General features: G+C 53.8%; 19 protein-coding genes. 14 read left to right on the top strand and 5 right to left on the bottom strand.

What is annotated here, in order from left to right:
- Window positions 1-97 precede the first annotated feature (97 nt).
- Complete coding sequence (locus tag KW808_RS08090) at window positions 98-358, bottom strand: HigA family addiction module antitoxin (protein WP_003856157.1); 261 nt, start codon at window positions 356-358, stop codon at window positions 98-100.
- A 213-nt stretch (window positions 359-571) separates the two neighbouring features.
- Window positions 572-1,408 (bottom strand): RecB family exonuclease, encoded by an 837-nt coding sequence (locus KW808_RS08085; RefSeq protein WP_003856159.1) that lies wholly within the window; start codon window positions 1,406-1,408, stop codon window positions 572-574.
- A 98-nt stretch (window positions 1,409-1,506) separates the two neighbouring features.
- Here KW808_RS08085 and KW808_RS08080 point away from each other — a divergent pair, with 98 nt between their 5' ends.
- From KW808_RS08080 to KW808_RS08030, 11 genes are all read left to right on the top strand, one after another.
- Window positions 1,507-2,769, top strand: coding sequence for a M18 family aminopeptidase (locus tag KW808_RS08080; protein ID WP_003860006.1), 1,263 nt, complete (start codon window positions 1,507-1,509; stop codon window positions 2,767-2,769).
- Between the two features lie 45 nt (window positions 2,770-2,814).
- On the top strand, window positions 2,815-3,651 hold the full coding sequence (locus tag KW808_RS08075; RefSeq protein ID WP_003860005.1) for a tRNA (adenine-N1)-methyltransferase: 837 nt from the start codon (window positions 2,815-2,817) through the stop codon (window positions 3,649-3,651).
- 32 nt (window positions 3,652-3,683) lie between these two features.
- Window positions 3,684-5,267 (top strand): proteasome ATPase, encoded by a 1,584-nt coding sequence (gene arc / locus KW808_RS08070; protein ID WP_011265753.1) that lies wholly within the window; start codon window positions 3,684-3,686, stop codon window positions 5,265-5,267.
- Window positions 5,268-6,812 carry a depupylase/deamidase Dop gene (gene dop / locus KW808_RS08065; protein ID WP_003860003.1) on the top strand — a complete coding sequence of 515 codons (1,545 nt, stop codon included), beginning with the start codon at window positions 5,268-5,270 and terminating at the stop codon, window positions 6,810-6,812.
- Window positions 6,813-7,079: 267 nt separating this feature from the next.
- Window positions 7,080-7,274 (top strand): ubiquitin-like protein Pup, encoded by a 195-nt coding sequence (locus KW808_RS08060; protein WP_003856167.1) that lies wholly within the window; start codon window positions 7,080-7,082, stop codon window positions 7,272-7,274.
- Between the two features lie 41 nt (window positions 7,275-7,315).
- Window positions 7,316-8,728 (top strand): Pup--protein ligase, encoded by a 1,413-nt coding sequence (pafA, locus tag KW808_RS08055; RefSeq protein ID WP_230622938.1) that lies wholly within the window; start codon window positions 7,316-7,318, stop codon window positions 8,726-8,728.
- Window positions 8,729-8,752: 24 nt separating this feature from the next.
- Window positions 8,753-9,727, top strand: coding sequence for a helix-turn-helix transcriptional regulator (locus tag KW808_RS08050; protein ID WP_003860001.1), 975 nt, complete (start codon window positions 8,753-8,755; stop codon window positions 9,725-9,727).
- Between the two features lie 2 nt (window positions 9,728-9,729).
- On the top strand, window positions 9,730-10,713 hold the full coding sequence (locus KW808_RS08045; protein WP_003859999.1) for a helix-turn-helix transcriptional regulator: 984 nt from the start codon (window positions 9,730-9,732) through the stop codon (window positions 10,711-10,713).
- A gap of 120 nt (window positions 10,714-10,833) precedes the next feature.
- The gene (gene tatA, locus KW808_RS08040) at window positions 10,834-11,181 is read left to right on the top strand and encodes a Sec-independent protein translocase subunit TatA (protein ID WP_003859997.1); all 348 of its coding nucleotides are present in this window, start codon (window positions 10,834-10,836) and stop codon (window positions 11,179-11,181) included.
- Between the two features lie 193 nt (window positions 11,182-11,374).
- Window positions 11,375-12,319 carry a twin-arginine translocase subunit TatC gene (gene tatC / locus KW808_RS08035; RefSeq protein WP_003856179.1) on the top strand — a complete coding sequence of 315 codons (945 nt, stop codon included), beginning with the start codon at window positions 11,375-11,377 and terminating at the stop codon, window positions 12,317-12,319.
- A gap of 25 nt (window positions 12,320-12,344) precedes the next feature.
- The gene (locus KW808_RS08030) at window positions 12,345-15,134 is read left to right on the top strand and encodes a DEAD/DEAH box helicase (RefSeq protein ID WP_003859995.1); all 2,790 of its coding nucleotides are present in this window, start codon (window positions 12,345-12,347) and stop codon (window positions 15,132-15,134) included.
- A gap of 4 nt (window positions 15,135-15,138) precedes the next feature.
- On the opposite strand, the gene KW808_RS08025 is transcribed toward KW808_RS08030, so the two are convergent.
- Window positions 15,139-15,780, bottom strand: coding sequence for a trypsin-like serine protease (locus KW808_RS08025; protein WP_003859992.1), 642 nt, complete (start codon window positions 15,778-15,780; stop codon window positions 15,139-15,141).
- A gap of 29 nt (window positions 15,781-15,809) precedes the next feature.
- Between KW808_RS08025 and KW808_RS08020 the strand changes: the two genes are divergently transcribed.
- Window positions 15,810-16,949 (top strand): M24 family metallopeptidase, encoded by a 1,140-nt coding sequence (locus tag KW808_RS08020; protein ID WP_003859991.1) that lies wholly within the window; start codon window positions 15,810-15,812, stop codon window positions 16,947-16,949.
- Window positions 16,946-17,686, top strand: coding sequence for an SDR family oxidoreductase (locus KW808_RS08015; RefSeq protein ID WP_003859989.1), 741 nt, complete (start codon window positions 16,946-16,948; stop codon window positions 17,684-17,686). The genes KW808_RS08020 and KW808_RS08015 overlap by 4 nt, the downstream gene beginning before the upstream one ends.
- A 196-nt stretch (window positions 17,687-17,882) precedes the next feature.
- On the opposite strand, the gene KW808_RS08010 is transcribed toward KW808_RS08015, so the two are convergent.
- The gene (locus KW808_RS08010) at window positions 17,883-18,371 is read right to left on the bottom strand and encodes a Fic family protein (protein ID WP_003859987.1); all 489 of its coding nucleotides are present in this window, start codon (window positions 18,369-18,371) and stop codon (window positions 17,883-17,885) included.
- A gap of 75 nt (window positions 18,372-18,446) precedes the next feature.
- On the opposite strand from KW808_RS08010, the gene cbiE reads away from it, so the two are divergent.
- Window positions 18,447-19,727: a precorrin-6y C5,15-methyltransferase (decarboxylating) subunit CbiE gene (gene cbiE, locus KW808_RS08005; protein WP_499653052.1), complete on the top strand. Its 1,281-nt coding sequence runs from the start codon at window positions 18,447-18,449 to the stop codon at window positions 19,725-19,727.
- Here cbiE and KW808_RS08000 read toward each other — a convergent pair.
- A complete protein-coding gene (locus KW808_RS08000; RefSeq protein ID WP_003859983.1) occupies window positions 19,693-20,478 on the bottom strand; it encodes a ferredoxin-like domain-containing protein in 786 nt (261 codons plus the stop codon). The genes cbiE and KW808_RS08000 overlap by 35 nt on opposite strands.
- Window positions 20,479-20,492: the final 14 nt, after the last annotated feature.

Below are 20,492 nucleotides of genomic sequence, written 5' to 3'. Positions count from 1 at the left end.
TGCTTTGTCGTTTTATGAAATTCATCAAGAGCAAAACACCCGCACTTCCTGGCGTTATAGCCGGCAAGTGCGGGTGTTTCGATGAAGCTAAAAACTTTTAAGCAGATCGACGATGAGCCTGATCAAAGGTGCGCTGCAGTGCGATCCATTCCTGTGTGCTCAAATCAAATGAGCGGGAGAGGCGTACTGCAAGTCCGATGGTGAGGTCGGTGCGACCTTCAACGAAATTGGTGATGGTTGCTTCGGTGATGTGGAGGGTTTTGGCGAGGTCGTAGTGGCTGATTCCTCGGGGTTCGAGGAAACGTTCACTCAAAATCTCACCAGGGTGCTGCGGTTTCCGGGGCTGCGGAGCTACCACGAACACTCCTTTCGTGGATCAGGGATCCCGATGGTGGGGGATCAACCAATATGGAAAAAACTTATAAAAAGAATGTTTGAAAAAGGTTCTTGTTAAAAATGATATCCATGTTTGAATCCCGCGCAACACAGGTAAAGCGTCCCTAACCTACATTTTCCCTAGTCGTTTTGTTAACCATCAAAATATCAAACTTTAGACTGACTCACGACTAGGCTAGTCTGCTGTACTGCCAGGCCAACCGGGGTACTCGGGTGGAACCCCACCATACTCCGGACACAGTGATTGGTGTGGGCACCAGCCACACAGCTTGGAGGTCTTCGTTCGAAAATGGCCTGCTTTGCCGTCCATTTCAATCTTTGCCCACAGATCACCCAGATCGCGTTCGAAGAATTCCAGCTGCTCCCGTGATGGGTTGAGGAACATTGAATCGTTGACTTTGAGGTACATTAAACGAAGCTGAGCTGGGATTTCATTGAACATGCGCCAGTAGACCAGTGCATAGAACAGCATCTGGAACTGCGCTTGCTGGCTCCACTGTGGCTTTGGTTTCTTGCCAGTCTTGTAGTCGATAACTCGGACTTGGCCGGTGGGGGCGGTATCCACACGGTCGATAAAACCACGAACAGGAACGCCGTTGGGCAGCACAGTGTCCACGTACATTTCGCATTCGGTGGCGTCGAAACCTTGAGGATTTTCCATTTCAAAGTAGCCACGCAGCAGGGTGCGGGAATCCACGAGGAAATCATAAAGCTCATCTTCTGGAACAAGCTCTTTGAGCTCTGCGTCTTCTTCACACATCTGCGCCCAGGTGGGCTTGAGTTGCTTCACCATGGCTGGATATTCGCGTTCTTCACGCGGCAACTTGTGCATATATTCCAACACAGCGTGCACCAACGTGCCTTTGACCTGGGCGACGGTCTTAGGCTCTGGCAGGCGATCAATCGCGCGGAAGCGATACAACAGGGGACACTGCTGGTAATCCCCGGCGCGCGACGGTGACAGCGCCAATGGGCGTGGCTTTTTCTTAACGTTTTCAACTGGGCTGGTCATAATGATCACCTACTTTAACGGCTTCAGGTGACATTGTGGATTCGCATTGTGGATTCGGGGGCCCGCGCTGTTTCCAAGAATTTGGCTACCCTTGTTCTATGCATGTAACTGACGATTTCTTAAGTTTTATTGCCCTAAGCCCAAGTTCCTATCACGCGGCTGCGGCGGTGGAGCGCAGGTTGCTCCATGAGGGGTTCATTCGTCAGGAAGATACCGATGAATGGGATGCCCGCCCTGGTGGGCATGTGACGGTGCGTGGGGGAGCAGTAGTGGCGTGGTGGGTGCCTGAGGATGCTTCGCCAGATTCCGGGTTCCGCATCATTGGGTCACATACTGATTCACCGGGTTTCAAGTTAAAGCCCCGTGGGGATCTTTCCTCACACGGTTGGCAGCAGGCCGGCGTCGAGGTTTACGGCGGACCGATCCTGCCAAGCTGGCTGGATCGCGAGCTGGCCTTAGCAGGCCGCATTGTGCTTGCCGACGGGTCCGTCAAGCTTGTCAACACCGGCCCGATTCTGCGCATCCCGCACGTGGCTATTCATTTGGACCGTACTGTTAATTCCCAACTCACCCTTAATCCACAGCGTCACCTGCAGCCTGTGTTTGCTGTTGGTGAGCCCGACGTATCAATTCTGGATGTCATTGCTGGTGCTGCGGTAGTGGATCCTGCAGATATTGTCAGCCATGATCTGATCACGGTGGCTACCCAAGATGCTGAAGTATTTGGCGCACATGGGGATTTCTTGGCGTCTGGTCGCCTGGATAACCTGAGCAGCGTGCATCCATCCATGACTGCATTGATTGCGGCTTCGCAATCTGACGATACTGGTTCGGATATTTTGGTTCTTGCTGCATTCGATCATGAAGAAGTGGGAAGTAATTCCACCTCGGGTGCCGGCGGCCCCCTGTTGGAGGATGTACTCAACCGTACTGCTCGCGCGTTGGGTGCAGATGAAGATGAGCGACGCCGGATGTTTAACCGTTCCACCATGGTCTCAGCTGACGCGGCACACTCCATTCACCCCAACTTCCCCGAGAAGCATGATCAAGCTAATTACCCCATCATTGGTAAAGGTCCTGTATTGAAGGTCAACGCCAACCAGCGCTACACCTCCGATGCAGTCACTTCAGGCATGTGGATCAGGGCATGTCAGATTGCCGGTGTGCCACACCAGGTGTTTGCCGGCAACAACGATGTGCCGTGTGGTTCCACCATCGGCCCGATCAGTGCGACTCGCCTGGGTATCGATTCTGTCGATGTCGGTATTCCATTGCTGTCCATGCACTCCGCACGCGAAATGGCCGGAGTGAAGGATCTGATGTGGTTTGAACAAGCCCTGGAAGCCTATCTGGTAAATTAACGCCGAGTTCAATCAAGACAAGCACACAGAAGAAAGTGAGGGCTCATGCCCTACTCAGGTCCGTTCCAAGCAGGCGACCGCGTTCAGCTCACCGACGCTAAACGCCGCCATTTCACCATCATTTTGGAACCAGGAACCACCTACCACACCCACCGTGGACAAATCGCACACGATGACATCATCGGCGCCGATGAGGGCACTGTTGTCCACTCCACCATGGGCTCTGATTACTTGTGCTTCCGTCACCTCATGGTTGATCACGTGCTGAGCATGCCTCGTGGCGCTGCAGTTATTTATCCAAAGGACTCTGCACAGATTCTGGTCGAGGGCGATATTTTCCCTGGCGCCCGAGTTCTGGAAGCTGGCGCTGGTTCCGGTGCACTGTCCATGGCGCTGCTTCGTGCAGTGGGTGAAAAGGGCAATGTCATCTCCTACGAAATCCGTGAGGATCACCTGGAGTACGCAGTCTCCAACGTGGAGGAGTACTTCGGTGAGCGTCCAGCAACCTGGGATCCACGTCTTGGTGACCTGAAAGAAGTCACCGTTGAGGATCTCGGCGGACCTGTTGACCGCATCATCTTGGATATGCTTGAGCCGTGGGAAATGCTGGAGACCTGCAAGGATCTTCTCATCCCTGGTGGTGTGTTTATGACGTATGTGGCGACCGTGCCACAGCTGATGAAGGTCATGGAAGGCATCCGCGAGCAAAAATGCTTCACGGAGCCACGCGCGTGGGAATCTTTGGTTCGTGATTGGAAGGTGGAGGGCTTGGCAACACGCCCTGAGCACCGCATGAATGCCCACACCGCGTTCTTGGTGTTGACCAGGCGTTTGGCTGATGGCGTGGAGCCTCCTCGTCCGCAGCGTAAGGCACGTCGATAAAAAGACCTAGTTGGAGGGCGTAAAGGGTTAGAGTGGTGACCATGAGTTCACCAACTGATTCTTCGCCCTCTAATTCTTTTAGCGACTTCAACCGGGAGGAACAGTCCCGGTTATCTGATGAGGTGCGCCAGCTCAAGCGCACCAACTCTGATCTTGGGGCACGTAATGCCAAGCTCGCGGAGATGCTGAAGTCGTCTCGGGATAAATTGTCTGTGTTGTTTTCTCAGTTGGAGGATATGGCTCAGCCACCATCGGTGTATGGCACTTTCTTGGAAACCGCGAAAGACGGTTCTAATGCGGAGATCTTTGCTGGTGGACGTCGCATGCGTGTGGCTGTTTCTCCCATGCTGTGTGCCGCGGATTTGATGCCGGGTGTGCAGGTTCGTTTGGGTGAAGGCAATCAAGTTCTTGAGGCCTGTGATTTTGAACAAACCGGTGAATTAGCCACGTTGATGGAAATGATTGGCCGGGATCGTGCTTTGGTTTCAGATCGCTCGGGGGAGGAGCGCGTCGTCAAGCTTGCTGGTCCGTTGATGGATCGCACCGCAAAGCTGCCGCGCCCCGGTGACACCCTGCTTGTTGACCGCAAAGCAGGCTACGCTTTTGAGGCGATTGCCAAGACGGAAATTTCGAGGCTTGCGCTGGAAGAGGCGCCAGATGTATCTTATCAAGATATTGGTGGCTTGGATGATCAGATTGAATTGATTCAAGATGCCGTTGAACTGCCATTTTTGCACCCAGAGATGTACCGCGCCTACAACCTGCATCCACCAAAGGGCGTGCTGCTGTACGGCCCTCCCGGCTGTGGAAAGACGCTGATTGCTAAGGCTGTGGCTAATTCTTTGGCCAACCGCATCGGTGAGACTGGCACCTCGTACTTCATCAACGTCAAGGGCCCAGAGCTGCTGAACAAGTACGTCGGTGAGACAGAGCGACAGATCCGAGTGATTTTTGAGCGCGCCCGTGAGCTTGCCGGCGATGGCCGCCCCGTGATCATTTTCTTTGATGAAATGGAATCGATTTTCCGTACCCGTGGTTCAGGTGTGAGTTCTGATATGGAAACCACCGTGGTGCCACAGCTTTTGGCAGAGCTTGACGGTGTGGAGGATCTGTCCAATGTCATCGTGGTGGGCGCTACCAACCGTGAAGAGCTGATCGACCCGGCCATTTTGCGCCCGGGTCGCCTGGACATCAAGATTCGCATCAACCGCCCCAACAAGCAGGGCGCACATGACATTTTCACCCGCTACATCAATGATTCGATTCCGCTGGCCGAACCTGCCGAGGATCTCATTGATCGCGCCGTGGATCACCTGTACACCCCGCGCCCTTATGTGCGTTTGACGCTGATCGATGGTTCGGTGGAAACACTGAACTACCACGACTTTGTCTCTGGTGCGATGATCGCCAACATTGTTGACCGTGCTAAAAAATCGGCTATTAAGGCGCATATCGACGGCACCGGCGTTGGCCTTACCGCCGAGCAGCTCATCCAGGCGATTGATGATGAAAACCAGCAGAGCGAAGATCTGCCAAACACCTCCAACCCGGATGAATGGTCCAGGATCACTGGACGCCAGGGCAAGCAGGTTACTCACGCAGAGGTGGTTATCTAAATGGCGCGTTTTATGGGATCGGAAACCGAATACGGCATTTCCACACCGTCTGCACCGTTTTTAAGCCCGATCGTTACTTCCACGCACGCGGTGGTGGCGTATTCCACCGCGCGTGGATTTGGTGAGCACCGGGTGCGTTGGGACTATGCGCAAGAGTCCCCACTGCGCGATACTCGTGGCTTTGATCTGCGTCGATACCACCAGGCCCCTGTGGTGGATCCGCACGCCATTGGTGTGGCCAACGTGTTTGTGCCCAATGGTGCCAGGTTTTATGTCGATCACGCGCACCCGGAATACTCCTCCCCAGAGGTCACCAATGCGTGGGATGCCATGGTTTACGATGCCGCCGGTGATCACATCCTCATGCAGGCCGTCTCTGATGTTGCGAGTTTCACCAGCCAGAATAGGTCTGTGTTGGACGGCCATGATCCGTGTCCAGCTTTGAAAATCTACAAAAACAATGTCGACGGCAAGGGTGCTAGCTACGGCTCCCACGAGAATTACCTCTACTCACGTGAGACGGATTTTGATGTGCTGGCTCAGGCATTGATCCCATTTTTTGTGTGCCGCCAGGTCATCATCGGTGCCGGACGCGTGGGATTGGGTCCTCAGGGCGATAAGCCCGGATTCCAGATCAGCCAGCGAGCTGACTACATTGAGCAAGAAATTTCACTGGAAACCACACTCAACCGCGGCATTATCAACACCCGCGATGAACCACACACCGACGCTGATCACTGGGGTCGCCTGCACGTGATCATCGGCGATGCCAACATGTCGCAGACTGCGAATTTCCTCAAATTCGGCATGACCTCCCTGGTGCTGGATGCCATTGAGGCTGGGGTGGATTTCTCTGAACTCAAGCTGAAGAACGCGGTGAGTGAAGTAGCAAAGGTCTCCCATGATCTTTCCCTTACCCACCAGCTGCGATTGGCGGATGGTTCAGAGCTCACCGCTATTGATATTCTGCGCCGCTATTTGGACAAGGTGCAGCCGTTCGCAGAAACCCCAGTGGAACAGCGTGTCACTGCGCTGTGGGGTGAGGTGCTGGGGCTCCTGGAGAATGATCCGCTCTCCACCAGCCATCTCCTTGATTGGACTGCAAAACTTGCCTTGATCAAGTCTTTTGAGGCGCGTGGGCTGTCCATTAACGATCCCAAGATGTTCCTCATTGACCTGCAGTACAGCGATATTGATCCGCAGAAGAGTCTGTATCACGCCCTGGTATCCAAGGGGCGGATGAAAACAATGTGCAGTGCGCAGGACATTGCTGATGCAGCGGCCACTCCACCGCAGGACTCGCGGGCATACTTCCGCGGGCGTGTGATGGATAAATTTGGCGAATCAGTGCTCGCAGCCAACTGGGAATCGCTGATTGTTGCTACCTCCAGCGCTAAGGAATACCGCGTGCACACCAGCGGTTTAGATACCTTGACCCGAGGGGAAGCAGGGGAGTTGGTGGAGAAATCCGCCTCGATTGATGAGTTAATTGAGGGGCTTGAAAAGGAAAACTTGACCCCGCTCACGGCCATCCAAGCTATTTAGGGTACCCTGAATAGGTGGTTAGGGGATGTCCCTAGAATCACCTCAGGGGTGAGCCAAACCCCTTCAACTAACCCATGTGACGGCGCTAACGTGTGATGGATTAACGTTAACAATAAGTTTGTTACATAGTGTGGATGGTTCTCAGCTTAGGTTTTAAGGCGCACGCCTAAAAAAACTGGGCCTAAACAACCAGGCTTAAATGGCCAGGTCTAAATACGTGGGCTGAAGAACTAAGAAATACCGATTTACGGCAGGAGAGTGAGTGTAGTGAACGCAAAGCAAACCCAAATTATGGGTGGCGGCGGACGTGACGAGGACAACGCCGAGGATTCCGCACAGGCATCTGGACAGGTTCAGATCAACACCGAAGGTGTGGACAGCTTGCTGGATGAAATCGACGGACTGTTGGAAAACAACGCCGAGGAATTCGTCCGTTCCTATGTACAAAAGGGTGGCGAATAGTCACTGTGAGTACCGTGGAATCCGCATTGACCCGCAGGATCATGGGCATTGAAACGGAGTATGGCCTCACCTTTGTTGATGGTGATTCCAAAAAACTTCGCCCAGATGAGATAGCTCGAAGGATGTTTCGTCCCATCGTGGAGAAATATTCCAGCTCTAATATCTTCATCCCCAATGGTTCCCGGTTGTATCTTGATGTGGGTTCCCACCCGGAGTACGCCACCGCCGAGTGCGATAATTTGACCCAGCTGATCAATTTTGAAAAAGCTGGCGATGTTATTGCAGATCGCATGGCTGTAGATGCCGAAGAGTCGCTGGCGAAAGAAGACATTGCTGGGCAGGTGTACCTGTTTAAAAACAATGTCGATTCCGTGGGCAATTCTTATGGCTGCCACGAAAACTATCTTGTGGGTCGCTCCATGCCGTTGAAGGCGTTGGGTAAAAGGCTGATGCCGTTTCTGATTACCCGCCAGCTCATCTGCGGCGCCGGCAGGATCCATCACCCCAATCCTTTGGATAAAGGCGAATCCTTCCCCTTGGGCTACTGCATATCCCAGCGCTCTGACCACGTGTGGGAGGGCGTATCAAGTGCCACCACTAGATCACGCCCCATTATCAACACCCGTGATGAGCCACATGCAGATTCTCATTCTTACCGCAGACTGCACGTGATTGTTGGTGATGCCAACATGGCAGAACCCAGCATCGCGTTGAAGGTCGGCTCCACGTTGCTGGTTCTGGAAATGATTGAGGCAGATTTCGGTTTGCCCAGCTTAGAGCTTGCCAATGATATTGCCTCAATTAGGGAAATCTCCCGCGATGCAACAGGATCCACACTGTTGTCCCTGAAAGATGGCACCACCATGACTGCCTTGCAGATCCAGCAGGTGGTCTTTGAGCATGCCTCGAAGTGGTTGGAGCAGCGCCCCGAACCAGAATTTTCTGGCACCTCCAACACAGAGATGGCCCGCGTGCTGGATCTGTGGGGTCGCATGTTGAAAGCGATTGAGTCCGGTGATTTCAGCGAAGTGGATACAGAAATTGACTGGGTGATTAAGAAGAAGCTCATTGATCGTTTCATTCAGCGCGGCAACCTTGGGTTGGATGATCCAAAACTTGCCCAAGTGGACTTGACTTATCACGATATTAGGCCAGGTAGAGGCCTATTTAGCGTGCTGCAAAGCCGCGGCATGATCAAGCGGTGGACTACTGATGAGGCGATTTTAGCTGCGGTGGATACCGCTCCTGATACAACACGTGCTCATTTGCGCGGGCGAATCCTTAAAGCGGCGGATACTGTGGGAGTACCTGTGACTGTCGATTGGATGCGTCACAAGGTCAACCGACCGGAGCCACAATCGGTGGAATTGGGGGATCCTTTTTCTGCAGTGAATTCCGAGGTTGATCAGTTGATTGAGTATATGACCGTTCATGCGGAGAGCTATCGCAGTTAGTCCGCTCGCACTTCGGAGGCCTTGATGTCGGATCGGAAGGAAGATCTCGAGCGTCAGATTAATCTGACTTTCGCGTTTTTAAGCGCCAATTCCTATTCCCGGAAGTTTTTGACCCAGGTGTGGATTCGAGACAATGTCGGCGATTATAAAGGCCTTACCGATACGGCGTTCCGTAAGAAGCTGCAGCGCGATCTTGCTTACCTGCGCAGAGTTGGCGTTCCGATTGAGCAGTTCACGGTCACCTCAGGCATAGCTGAAGGCCAGCAGGCGTACCGTCTGGCCCAGGATTCTTATAAGCTCCCCGAGGTCGAATTCACCCCAGATGAGGCCGCCGTGCTGGGCATGGCAGGGGAGATGGGCCAAAATCAGGAGCTCGGCGCCTTCGCGCGTTCGGGGTGGACCAAATTGGCGGCCGGCGGCGCGCAGCGTGATCTGTCCACGTCCACAGCCTTGACCAATGCGGGCGATTTAGGTTCCTTGTCTGCAAAAACCCTCGATGCGATCATCAAAGCCCGCCAAATGGGCAAACAAATCACCTTCGAATACCGGCGCGCGCCTAAGGACGCCCCTTCGCTTCGACACATGGATCCTTGGGGGCTAGTCCCTGAGCGCGACCGCATCTACCTGGTCGGATTCGACCTCGACCGCCAAGAGCCACGCACCTTCCGCATCACCCGCGTCCGCAACATCAACCTCGGCGCCGACGCCACCCACCCCATGCCCGCAGGCACCAACCTCCAAGACATGGTGCGCGCCCAACTACGCAGAAAGAGTGTGCTTATCGACGCCACCCTGCGCATCACACCCGGCCGCGCAGTGGAACTGCGCGCCGCAGGGGTAGAAACCTCCGATGGGGCATGGTTTTTAGAAGACGTTGACCGAGATTGGCTGGTGCGCACCGCAGCAGCCCATGCGCCAGAAGCTCTCGTTATAGAACCCAAGGACGTCATCGACGATGTCATAGCCTTGCTGCGCAAAGTCGAAAACGAGGTGGTGTAGACATGCCGAAATCATCCAACAAAATCAGCGACCTTGCCCGCCAGCTTAATCTGTTGCCGTATTTCACCAGGCATAAAGGCCGTACCGTCATGGAAGCAGCGCGCGATCTTGGCCAACCCTCCTCCCAAATCATGGAAGACCTCAACAGATTATGGATGTGTGGTCTGCCAGGACTTCTTCCAGGTGACTTGGTGGAGCTTGATCATTCCTTCAAGGAAGTAAAAATCCACAATGCTCAAGGCATGGATAAACCCTTGCGGCTCACACCAACTGAAGCCGGTGTTTTGCTGCTGACACTTGAATCCCTGGAATCCCTCCCCGGTATTGCAAAACAGGAAGCGGTCGTATCTGCTGCGAACAAGCTACGCGCCATCATGGGGGAGTATTCCTCGACTGTTTTCGACTCCACTGGAGAAGACCTCGACGCTGAAGTTCTAGAGATCATCCGCGACGCCATGGATTTACACCAGCAGGTCAGTTTCCAATACCACTCGCACAGATCAGACAACACCAGCCTGAGGCAAGTCAGCCCTGCTCATATCTTCACCCATGAAGGCGAAACCTACATCAAAGCCTGGGAAGAAGCTGTGAACCAATGGCGGACGTTTAGGCTTGATCGCATCCGAAGCATTGTGCTTCTTGATAGCAAAGCAGTGCACCCGGCGCGAGGGGTTTCAGTATCCACGGACGATCCTTTTGAGTTCGCAAAATCTTCCGATATTGCCACGTTATTGCTGCGTGAGGACGCAATGTGGTTAGGCAATTACATGGCCATGGAGGTGGATGAAACGGTGGAACCGATTCGCGATAGCGACGGATTCAGCTGGCACACAGTCCACTTTCCGCTGCTTTCTAGGGATTGGTTCGTCCGATTCGCGATTGGCCATGCTGAGCATTTGAAAGTAACTAGTCCCGAAGATCTTCGGAAATGCATAAAGCAAAAGGCTCTTAGTGGTTTGTCAGCGTATGATCATCACGTAGAGTAACACCCAAGAGTAAGACGCAACATCAATCAATGTGCAAGGGTTTCATTTCTGGAAATCGTGGTCACCCCACATTTACCAGTAATGAACAAGCTTGTTTAATGTGAATTTGGAGTAGACCACATGCCCACTCTCGGACCATGGGAAATCGCGATCATTGTCCTGCTGATCATTCTGCTGTTCGGCGCGAAGAAGCTGCCTGATGCAGCTCGTTCCATCGGCCGTTCCATGCGCATCTTCAAGTCTGAAGTCAAAGAAATGAACAAGGACGGCGATACCCCAGAACAACAGCAGCGGCCTCAGCAGCAGCAGATTGCGCCCAACCAGATCGAGGCTCCTCAGCCAGTTCAGCAGCCAGCGCAACAGCCAAACTTTGAGCAGCACTACCAGGGACAGCAGGTTCAGCAGCCTCAGAACCCTCAGACCCCTGACTACCGTCAGAACTACGAGGATCCAAACCGCACCTCCTAAAGTTGGGCGGTTTGCATCTAAAAAATAAAGTCATCGCACCGTAACAGCTACCTTTTGTTGCGGTGCGTCGTAGTCTGTACATAAAAACGCAGGTAGGACGTTCAAGGAATTGGCTGAATCAACAAGCGCCAAGGTGGTTAAGCGCCCTCGGCGAGTTATCTCAAAAAAGAAGAAGAAGTCTCCTACGGGAGAGATGTCCATTGTTGAGCACATCAAAGAGTTTCGACGCCGACTTCTCATCGCTCTGGCGGGCATCCTCGTGGGCACCATTATCGGCTTTATTTGGTACGATTTCTCATTTTGGCAGATCCCCACTTTGGGCGAGCTGCTGAGGGATCCGTACTGTTCTTTGCCTGCTGAATCCCGCTGGGCCATGAGCGACTCAGAGGAATGTCGACTGCTCGCAACCGGCCCGTTTGATCCATTCATGCTTCGCCTTAAAGTAGCGGCGTTGGTGGGTATGGTTCTTGGCTCACCCGTGTGGCTGAGCCAGCTGTGGGGCTTTATCACCCCAGGTTTGATGAAGAATGAGCGCCGTTACACCGCAATCTTCGTCACGATTGCTGTTGTGCTGTTTGTCGGCGGTGCTGTTCTTGCGTACTTCGTCGTTGCATATGGTTTGGAGTTCCTCCTTACCATTGGTGGAGACACCCAGGCAGCGGCCCTGACTGGTGATAAGTACTTCGGATTCTTGCTCGCGTTGTTGGCGATTTTCGGCGTGAGCTTCGAAGTTCCACTGGTGATCGGCATGCTCAACATTGTGGGTATCTTGCCTTACGATGCCATTAAAGATAAGCGACGCATGATCATCATGATTTTGTTCGTGTTCGCTGCTTTCATGACACCCGGCCAGGATCCTTTCACCATGTTGGTGTTGGCGCTTTCACTCACCGTTCTGGTAGAGCTTGCCCTGCAGTTCTGTCGTTTCAACGACAAACGCCGGGACAAGAAGCGCCCAGAATGGCTTGATGGCGATGACCTCTCTGCATCACCACTGGATACTTCTACTGGTGGAGAAGATGCTCCAAGCCCAGTCGAAACCCCAGAGGCGGTGGAGCCTTCGCGGATGCTGAACCCAAGTGGGGAGGCGTCGATAAGCTATAAACCCGGGCGCGCCGACTTCGGTGACGTGCTCTAGGGCCTAGCCAGGTACCCTTAAAGGCATGAGTTTTTCTGCCGAAAAGGGCACCCACCTTTCAGAGTTCATAGCAGACCTGGGCTTTGATCTGGACGAGTTCCAAATCAAAGGCTGCCAGGCTGTGGAAGAAGACCACGGTGTTTTAGTATGTGCGCCCACCGGCGCGGGCAAAACAATTGTTGGTGAATTCGCAGTGTCCCTCGCATTATCGCGGGGGACAAAGTGTTTCTACACCACCCCAATCAAAGCGCTGAGCAACCAGAAGTACCACGATTTGGTGGCTAAACACGGCTCCGATGCCGTTGGTCTGCTCACCGGTGATGTTTCCATTAACCATGATGCTGACATCGTGGTCATGACCACCGAAGTGCTGCGCAACATGATTTACGCGGGCTCTTTTGCGCTTGAGCGCTTAAGCCACGTGGTCATGGATGAGATCCACTTCCTTGCTGATGCCTCCCGTGGCGCGGTGTGGGAAGAAGTGATCCTCAACTTGGATGATTCCGTCAACATCATCGGTCTATCTGCCACGGTGTCCAACTCAGAGGAGTTTGGTGAGTGGCTGACCACTGTTCGCGGCGATACCCGTGTGATTGTTACTGATCACCGCCCCGTTCCACTTGATCAGTACATGATGGTGCAGCGCAAAGTGATGCCACTGTTTGAGCCTGGCACCGATGGACGCGTGAACAAGGAGTTAGAGGCAACGATTGATCGCCTCAACAGCAAGCAAAGCGAACAAGGCCGCGCGGCATACCGCTCTGGTGAAGGCTTCCGTGCACGCAGCAAAGGCGATAAGCAGGATTCTCGCACTGGTAAGCCACGGGAACAAGACCGCCACAGGCCACTGGGACGGCCTGAAGTGCTCAGCATCCTCAAGGGCATCAACATGCTGCCAGCGATTACGTTTATCTTCTCCCGTGCGGGCTGCGATGGCGCACTGTACCAATGTTTGCGCTCTAAGTTGGTCTTGACGGATCAAGCAGAATCAGAAGAGATTGCACGCATTGTCGACGCCGGCGTGGTGGGAATCCCCGAGGAAGACCTTCAAGTACTGAACTTTAAGCAGTGGCGTGCTGCACTGATGCGCGGTTTCGCAGCTCACCACGCCGGTATGCTTCCAGCGTTTAGGCACATTGTGGAAGAGCTCTTTGTTAAAGGTCTTGTCCGCGCGGTGTTTGCCACGGAAACCCTGGCATTGGGAATCAACATGCCAGCGCGCACCGTGGTGTTGGAAAAGATGGTCAAATTTGACGGCGAAGGCCACGTTGATCTCACCCCTGGCCAGTACACGCAGTTGACCGGTCGTGCTGGTCGACGTGGCATCGATGTGTTGGGTAATGCTGTGGTGCAGTGGTCACCAGCACTTGATCCACGATGGGTGGCAGGTCTTGCCTCTACGCGTACCTACCCGCTGATCTCTACGTTCCAGCCGGGTTACAACATGTCGGTTAACTTGCTGAAAACCATTGGTTATGAGCCTTCGCTGCGCCTTTTGGAAAAATCTTTTGCACAGTTCCAAGCCGATGGTTCCGTCGTGGGCGATGTGCGTGAAATTGAACGTGCAGAAGCCAAGGTGGCAGAATTGCGTGCCCAGCTGAACAAAGAGATTGCTGCCACCAACCCTGCGGTGCGTGAAGATCAAGACGCAGTGGAGGTGTTTATCGACTACATGGAGCTTCGCCGTGAGCTCAATGAGGAAGAAAAACTCAATCGCAAGCAAAGCATCGAAGATCGCAACGTAGAAACGGTCCGTGTGCTGTCCAAGCTGCAGATCGGTGATGTCATTGCCATGCCTGGTAGAAAACGGCCAGTTCTCGCAGTAGTGATGACGCCTGCTAATCAGAGCAGAGATCCCCGCCCATGGGTGACCACTGAATCTGGTTGGTCAGGTCGTGTGGATGCGGAATCCTTTACTAATCCGCCGATCACCATTGGGCATATGCGTCTGCCTCGCCAAGCTATTGAAGAGCCTCGCCGCAATGCCCGGCGCGTCCAGGAACTGTTTAGGCGTGAGCACTTCAAGCGACCCAACAAGATGCGGGAGTTTGCTCGGGTTCGTCCCAATGAGGCAGTGACCAAACTGCGTAATGCTATTCGGGATCATGAGGCGCATCATTGGCCTGATCGGGAGCATTTGGCTCGCACCGCGGAGCGTATGATCCGTAAAGAACGTGATCTGGCTAAGTTAACCGGCAATGTGGATAAAGCCAGGGAAACCCTCGGTAGGACGTTTGAGCGCATTTTGTCGCTGCTCAGTGAAATGGACTATGTGGATTACTCTAATCCAGATAATCCAGTGATCACTGATGAAGGTGAGCGTTTGGCGAAAATCCACAGTGAGGCAGACCTGTTGGTTGCTCAGTGCCTCAAGCGTGGTATTTGGGACAACCTTGATCCCGCAGAGCTCGCCGGTGTGGTGAGTATGTGCACGTTTGAAAATCGTCGCGAAACCGGTGGTGAGGCTCAAGCTGTCACAGAGGCCATGGCTGATTCCATGAATAGCGTGGAACGTATTTGGGGTGAGCTGGTTGAAGATGAGCGCCGTCACCGTCTGCCAATTACTCGCCAGCCGGAAGCAGGTTTTGCCACCGCGATCCACCAGTGGGCTTCAGGTGCTCCGCTGGGATATTGCATGGCTGCGGCAGCGGAAAACGGCGCGGAGTTGACCCCTGGTGACTTCGTGCGCTGGTGCCGTCAAGTCATCGATCTTCTAGAGCAGGTTGCTAAGACTGCCTACCTTGATGAGACCACACGGAATGCTCGTCAGGCGATTGATGCGATTAGGCGTGGAGTTGTGGCGATCGGTTCCTAGCGAGCTAGCTATGTTCGAGCAGTTCAAGCGCTTGAGCTAAGGCAGGCATGTGCTGGATAAGGGATGCGGCAGTGGCGACCCCGGTGTTAAATCCACCGGGGTCAGAGATCATTGATTGGATTCCTGCTACGCGTCCATTAACCAGCACAGGTCCGCCGGAGTCTCCCTTTACTGCCTTTTCTGGGGAGTTAAAGATCAAGGCACCGTGATGGACTCGGGTGATGCGGTTTCTTGATACGCCATGGGGGATGGCAGAGATAACGCGCCCGTGGATTTCTTTAGCAACGGTGGCTGATGGCAGACCGCCGAATCCGAACGTGGTGGTTTTCATGCCTACGCGAAGTGGCTTATCTGCGAAAAGTGGAAGTGGCATGGTGGGGGCTTTGCCGTCTAATTTGATCAAACCCAGATCTGTGCCAAATACAGACAGGCTGGTGGTTGCTGTTGCGGTGAAATTTTCGCCCCGGACATAAATTACTTTCGAGCAGCTGCGCAAAAAGTGATCGGCGGTGAGAATAAACGTGGCGCGCTCTGAGATGGATGCTACAGAAGGCACAAAGGTGTCTGTGACATGCTTTTTCGTGATCAACAATCCGCTGGCATAGCGTCCAGCAGATTTGATTCTGACAGTGTGGTTTGATCGCACACCTGCCTAGGCTACTAGGGTTGGAGACTATGAGTGATCCTTCAACAAACAATTTCCCCACATCGGTATATGCACAGCGTCTTGCGGATGCACAAGAAGGCGCACGCAAGGCTGGCTTGAACGGTTTGATCATCGGTACAGGCGCAGAACTTGCGTATCTAACCGGCAGCTGGATCTCCACCCATGAGCGTCTAACTGCTTTGGTGATCCCCAGCGAAGGAACCGCAACCATTGTTCTTCCCGCTGTAGACCGCGGAGACTTAGCACTGTCTGCTATTCCAGGACTAGACATCAATGTGGCCGGATGGGTTGATGGCGATAATGCCCATGAGTTGGCCGTAGATGCTCTCGGTGTTTCAGAGTTCGAAGCATTGGGTATTGGTTCCTCCATCACGGCAGATCACCTGATTCCTATCCAGAATCTGGTGGGCTCCACCTGCCGCATGGAGTTGGCAGTTCAGGTGCTGAAAGAATTGTTTGTCTCTAAAGACGAGGCAGAGATCGAGCAGCTCCGTGGCGCAGGTGCAGCCATTGACCGCGTCCACGCCAAAGTCCCGGAGCTTCTTCAAGACGGATGCACTGAAGCAGAGGTTGCAGCACAGCTCAACGATCTCATCTTGGAAGAGCACTCTGAGGTGGACTTCGTGATTGTGGGATCCGCTGAAAACGGTGCGAACCCTCACCATGGTTTCTCTGACCGAGTCCTCCGCAATGGCGACATCGTGGTGGTTGATATCGGAGGCACCTTCGGTCCTGGTTACCACTCTGACTGCACACGTACCTACATTGTGGGCGGAAACCCTGACGATGCGGATCCAGAGTTCGCTAAGTTCTACCAAGTGCTCTACGAAGCACAGCTCGCAGCCGTTGCGCATGTTCGCCCTGGCGTTACTGCAGAATCAGTGGACGCTGTTGCTCGCGATCACATTGCTGCGGCTGGATACGGCGAATACTTCATTCACCGCACGGGACACGGCATTGGTCTATCCACCCATGAGGAGCCATTCATCATGGCGGGTAACTCACTCGTGTTGGAAGCCGGAATGGCCTTTTCCATTGAGCCTGGCATCTACATTGAAGGAATCCACGGAGCGCGCATCGAAGACATCGTTGTGGTGAATGAAGACGGTTGTGAAACCCTCAACAACCAGCCCAAGGAACTGCGTTGAGCATTCTTCTCCTAGGCGGAACCTCTGACATTGCCGGTGAGATTGCCACGTTGACGTGTCACGGCGAAGACGTTGTTTTGGCTGCTCGTCGACCAGAGGCTGCACAGGGCTTAGCGGAAGATCTTCGACAGCGCGGTGCCACATCTGTTCATGTTTTAAGCTTTGACGCCCAAGTACTAGACACGCACCGAGAACTTGTGAAGAAAACACAAGAGCTAGCTGGCGAGATTTCCCTTGCCGTGGTTGCTTTTGGCATCTTGGGAGACCAAGAACGCGCGGAAACCGATGAGACCCATGCGGTAGAGATCGCTACCGTGGATTACACCGCTCAGGTCTCCATGCTCACTGTGCTTGCTGATGAGCTCCGCTCACAAACCGCACCTGCGGCAATCGTGGCGTTTTCCTCGATTGCTGGGTGGCGGGCGCGCCGGGCCAACTATGTCTATGGATCCACCAAGGCTGGTCTCGATGCATTTTGCCAAGGGCTTGCAGATAGCCTGCATGGGACACACGTGCGATTGATTATTGCGCGTCCTGGCTTTGTTATTGGTTCTATGACCACGGGGATGAAGCCTGCTCCGATGTCGGTGTATCCACGAGATGTTGCCGCAGCTGTTGTTAGTGCTTATACCTCTAAGAAGAGGAGCACGACCTTGTGGATTCCGGGACGTCTGCGGGTTCTCGCCTGGATTATGCGGATGGTTCCTCGTCCGGTGTGGCGGAAGATGCCACGCTAGATACCCGTTCAGCCCTCACAAGCCCATGCTCTCTGAGTTCGGTTGCGACAGGCGCGTCTTCTCCAGAAAGATAAGCCTGTGCAAGATGATCATTGAAGCTTCTGGCTATCGATGAATCCTTCTCATCTACTGGCGCAATAAGTAGATACGGCGAGGCGGAAGCAATCAGCATGGAGTTGGCGGCAAAGAGCGCGGTTCACTTGTTACCGTCTTCAAACGGCTGTGCTCGGGCTAAGTCGATAAATAGTGAGATGGCACGGTTTTCCACCGTATTACCGGGAAGAGCGCGCCGTCTACACACTGCATCTAGTTGCCTGGTGTTCAACGCCGGGGGTTCATGGCGCCCGTAGTTGGTGCTCACTCCAATGTGTTGGTGTGGTGAGCGTAAACGCCCTGGATGTAGCGGCCCACTACGGGTGATCGTGGAGTTAAGAGCACAGAGGTATGCTGCGTCTAACTCCGCGCACGGCTGGTTGATAAAAAACGCTGCTACATCACGAAGGTCCTGCAGCAAGGCCACATCGCCGCTATGCCCAATGGCGTTATGTCTAATGGCGTTTGCCGAACCGACTTTAAGAAACTCAGCGGTGTCTTCCCGCGTGCACTGTAAATCATCGAATACGTGCCCTGCTGAATAGATGACATCGCAGAGATCTATAAGAGTCAGTGGTTGTCGGGGTTTCACAGTCACTTATTCTATGCAGGATTCACCATGTATATCGTGGGGATTTGTCTACAATTAGTGGTTATGAGCCAACCGATGTCAGCACCCGACTCCGCTCCAGGAACAGAGCGCGGTCATGAACGCACCCATTTTGCGGTAGTCGGTGACTCCCAGGATCCAGCACAGGCAACAGCTTCAAGAGCGCCAGCAGAATCAATTACTTTGATTGGTATTGGTACCGATGGGTTTGAGGGGCTCGGCCTCAAGGCACAGCAAGCATTACAACGTGCCTCTGTGGTGATTGGATCATGGCGCCAGCTCAATCTCGTACCTGATGCCATTAAGGCAGAGCGTCGCCCATGGCCGGGTAATACCAAGCATCCTGATTTAGATGCCTTGTTTAAAGAGTTCCTCGGTCGGCATGTAGCTGTTCTGGCCTCTGGCGATCCACTGTTTTACGGCGTGGGCACCGCAATGGTCCATGTGCTGGGGATGGATAGACTCACGGTTATTCCGGGACCATCATCCGCGTCGCTTGCTTGCGCCCGCTTGGGTTGGACAGTCAACCGCACACGGGTGGTGTACCTAGGACAAGAACCCATTGAGACACTCATCCCGATTATTGAATCAGGCGCTCAATTCCTCGTCTTGGGTAAAGATGAATTCAGTACAGCTCAAGTTGCCACGTTGTTGAATGAACTCGGACTGGGGGAGACTCCACTGACTGTGCTCAGCGATTTGGGCAGTACTGATGAGGAAATTGCCCAAGGTACAGCCGCACATCCACCAGCTGCAGTGTCTGTTCTCAATGTGATTGCCGTGGGAGCTCGCACCGCAATGCCAAAACCCCACTTTGAAGGCGACGTATCAAACGAAGACCTTCGGGCACTGACCGTGGCAGCTCTAGAACCCACCCAGGGACAAATGCTGTGGACCTTCGGGGATATTGGAGCAGCACTTGCCTGCGATTGGCTACGCGCAGCCGGCAACAAGGCGCATGCCATTAGTTTTGCCTCCATGGTCGAGCAAAGCCAAAGGAATGCTCGCAAAGTGGGAGTATCCACCCTAAGTGTGAGAGAGCCTCTGTCACCCAAGACACTCAAAGATATCCGCTATGTGCAGGGACCAGAATCAGCAAGCCCACATGCGATCTTCATGAACAAAGGCCTAGGCATCGATCTAGTTCCGGAAACCGCATGGATGATGCTGCGGCCCGGAGGAAAGCTCATTGCGCAAGCCTCCACGGAAGACAACATCGCAAAGCTTCACACACTCCAAGAACAACACGGCGGAATCATCAAACACATCCGCATCGACGACACAGACGTGCACCAATGGCGAGTTACAAAGCCGGTGACTCCAGAAGCGGTGAATTAGCATCAAAAACCAACCCCATGGGAGCCAGAACCTTCACCACCTGTTCTGCAACACCCTCATGCAAATCATGAATGATCAACGAATTCCATGGGGTAATAGTGGTCTCCGCCTCAATCACCGCAATAAAACGCGCTAAACGAGCCTCCACGCGACCCCCTGGAATACCCGCACCCAACGACACCACGCCATCATGCTCCAACCACCCAATAGGCGCTGGATTTCCCTTGGGAGCAGACAACGCTATCGGTGCAACAGGCGTACACAACTTCGACACAGCCTCCACCGATAACTCAGACAACTCCGAAGCATCAGCCAAACCACGCACCACCTCAACTACATCATCCGGCGCAACCGACTGCCCAGTAGACACGCCATTGATATGAATGTGGAAGGAGGCGTCGACAAGCAAAAAACCAACATCAAAGCTCTGCCTTAAAATCGCACCGTCACCAGCATCCAACCCCACCGTCAACTCGCGGCGCACCGCGCCCGCAATCTCCCGCGCGAGCGCAACAAAATGCCCCGGAGTCGCCACCACCGTCGCACACGGCTCCGCATGAGAATACGAACCCCCACGCACCTGACACTGCGCCAACGACGTCACATAAATCGCACCATCCCCCTGCGACTCCGCAACATCCGCCAACATCTCCCACTCAGACGCCCCCACACGCCCCGCAGGAAAAGAAACCGTACCCACAGACACACCAGAATCAACAGAAACAGACTGAAAAACAACATCGCTCGACATGCGCGTAATCCTAA

Source organism: [Brevibacterium] flavum (assembly GCF_019317305.1).
Classification (GTDB): Bacteria; Actinomycetota; Actinomycetes; order Mycobacteriales; family Mycobacteriaceae; genus Corynebacterium; species Corynebacterium glutamicum.
This window is presented reverse-complemented; position numbering and strand designations above follow the sequence as displayed.

Coding starts and splice junctions, on each gene's coding strand:
- pafA (WP_230622938.1), top strand. CDS start 7,316: ATGGGCATTGAAACGGAGTATGGCCTCACCTTTGTTGATGGTGATTCC.
- KW808_RS08030 (WP_003859995.1), top strand. CDS start 12,345: ATGAGTTTTTCTGCCGAAAAGGGCACCCACCTTTCAGAGTTCATAGCA.
- cbiE (WP_499653052.1), top strand. CDS start 18,447: ATGTCAGCACCCGACTCCGCTCCAGGAACAGAGCGCGGTCATGAACGC.
- KW808_RS08045 (WP_003859999.1), top strand. CDS start 9,730: ATGCCGAAATCATCCAACAAAATCAGCGACCTTGCCCGCCAGCTTAAT.
- tatA (WP_003859997.1), top strand. CDS start 10,834: ATGCCCACTCTCGGACCATGGGAAATCGCGATCATTGTCCTGCTGATC.
- KW808_RS08085 (WP_003856159.1), bottom strand. CDS start 1,408: ATGACCAGCCCAGTTGAAAACGTTAAGAAAAAGCCACGCCCATTGGCG.
- KW808_RS08075 (WP_003860005.1), top strand. CDS start 2,815: ATGCCCTACTCAGGTCCGTTCCAAGCAGGCGACCGCGTTCAGCTCACC.
- tatC (WP_003856179.1), top strand. CDS start 11,375: ATGTCCATTGTTGAGCACATCAAAGAGTTTCGACGCCGACTTCTCATC.
- KW808_RS08020 (WP_003859991.1), top strand. CDS start 15,810: ATGAGTGATCCTTCAACAAACAATTTCCCCACATCGGTATATGCACAG.
- KW808_RS08080 (WP_003860006.1), top strand. CDS start 1,507: ATGCATGTAACTGACGATTTCTTAAGTTTTATTGCCCTAAGCCCAAGT.
- dop (WP_003860003.1), top strand. CDS start 5,268: ATGGCGCGTTTTATGGGATCGGAAACCGAATACGGCATTTCCACACCG.
- KW808_RS08050 (WP_003860001.1), top strand. CDS start 8,753: ATGTCGGATCGGAAGGAAGATCTCGAGCGTCAGATTAATCTGACTTTC.
- KW808_RS08000 (WP_003859983.1), bottom strand. CDS start 20,478: ATGTCGAGCGATGTTGTTTTTCAGTCTGTTTCTGTTGATTCTGGTGTG.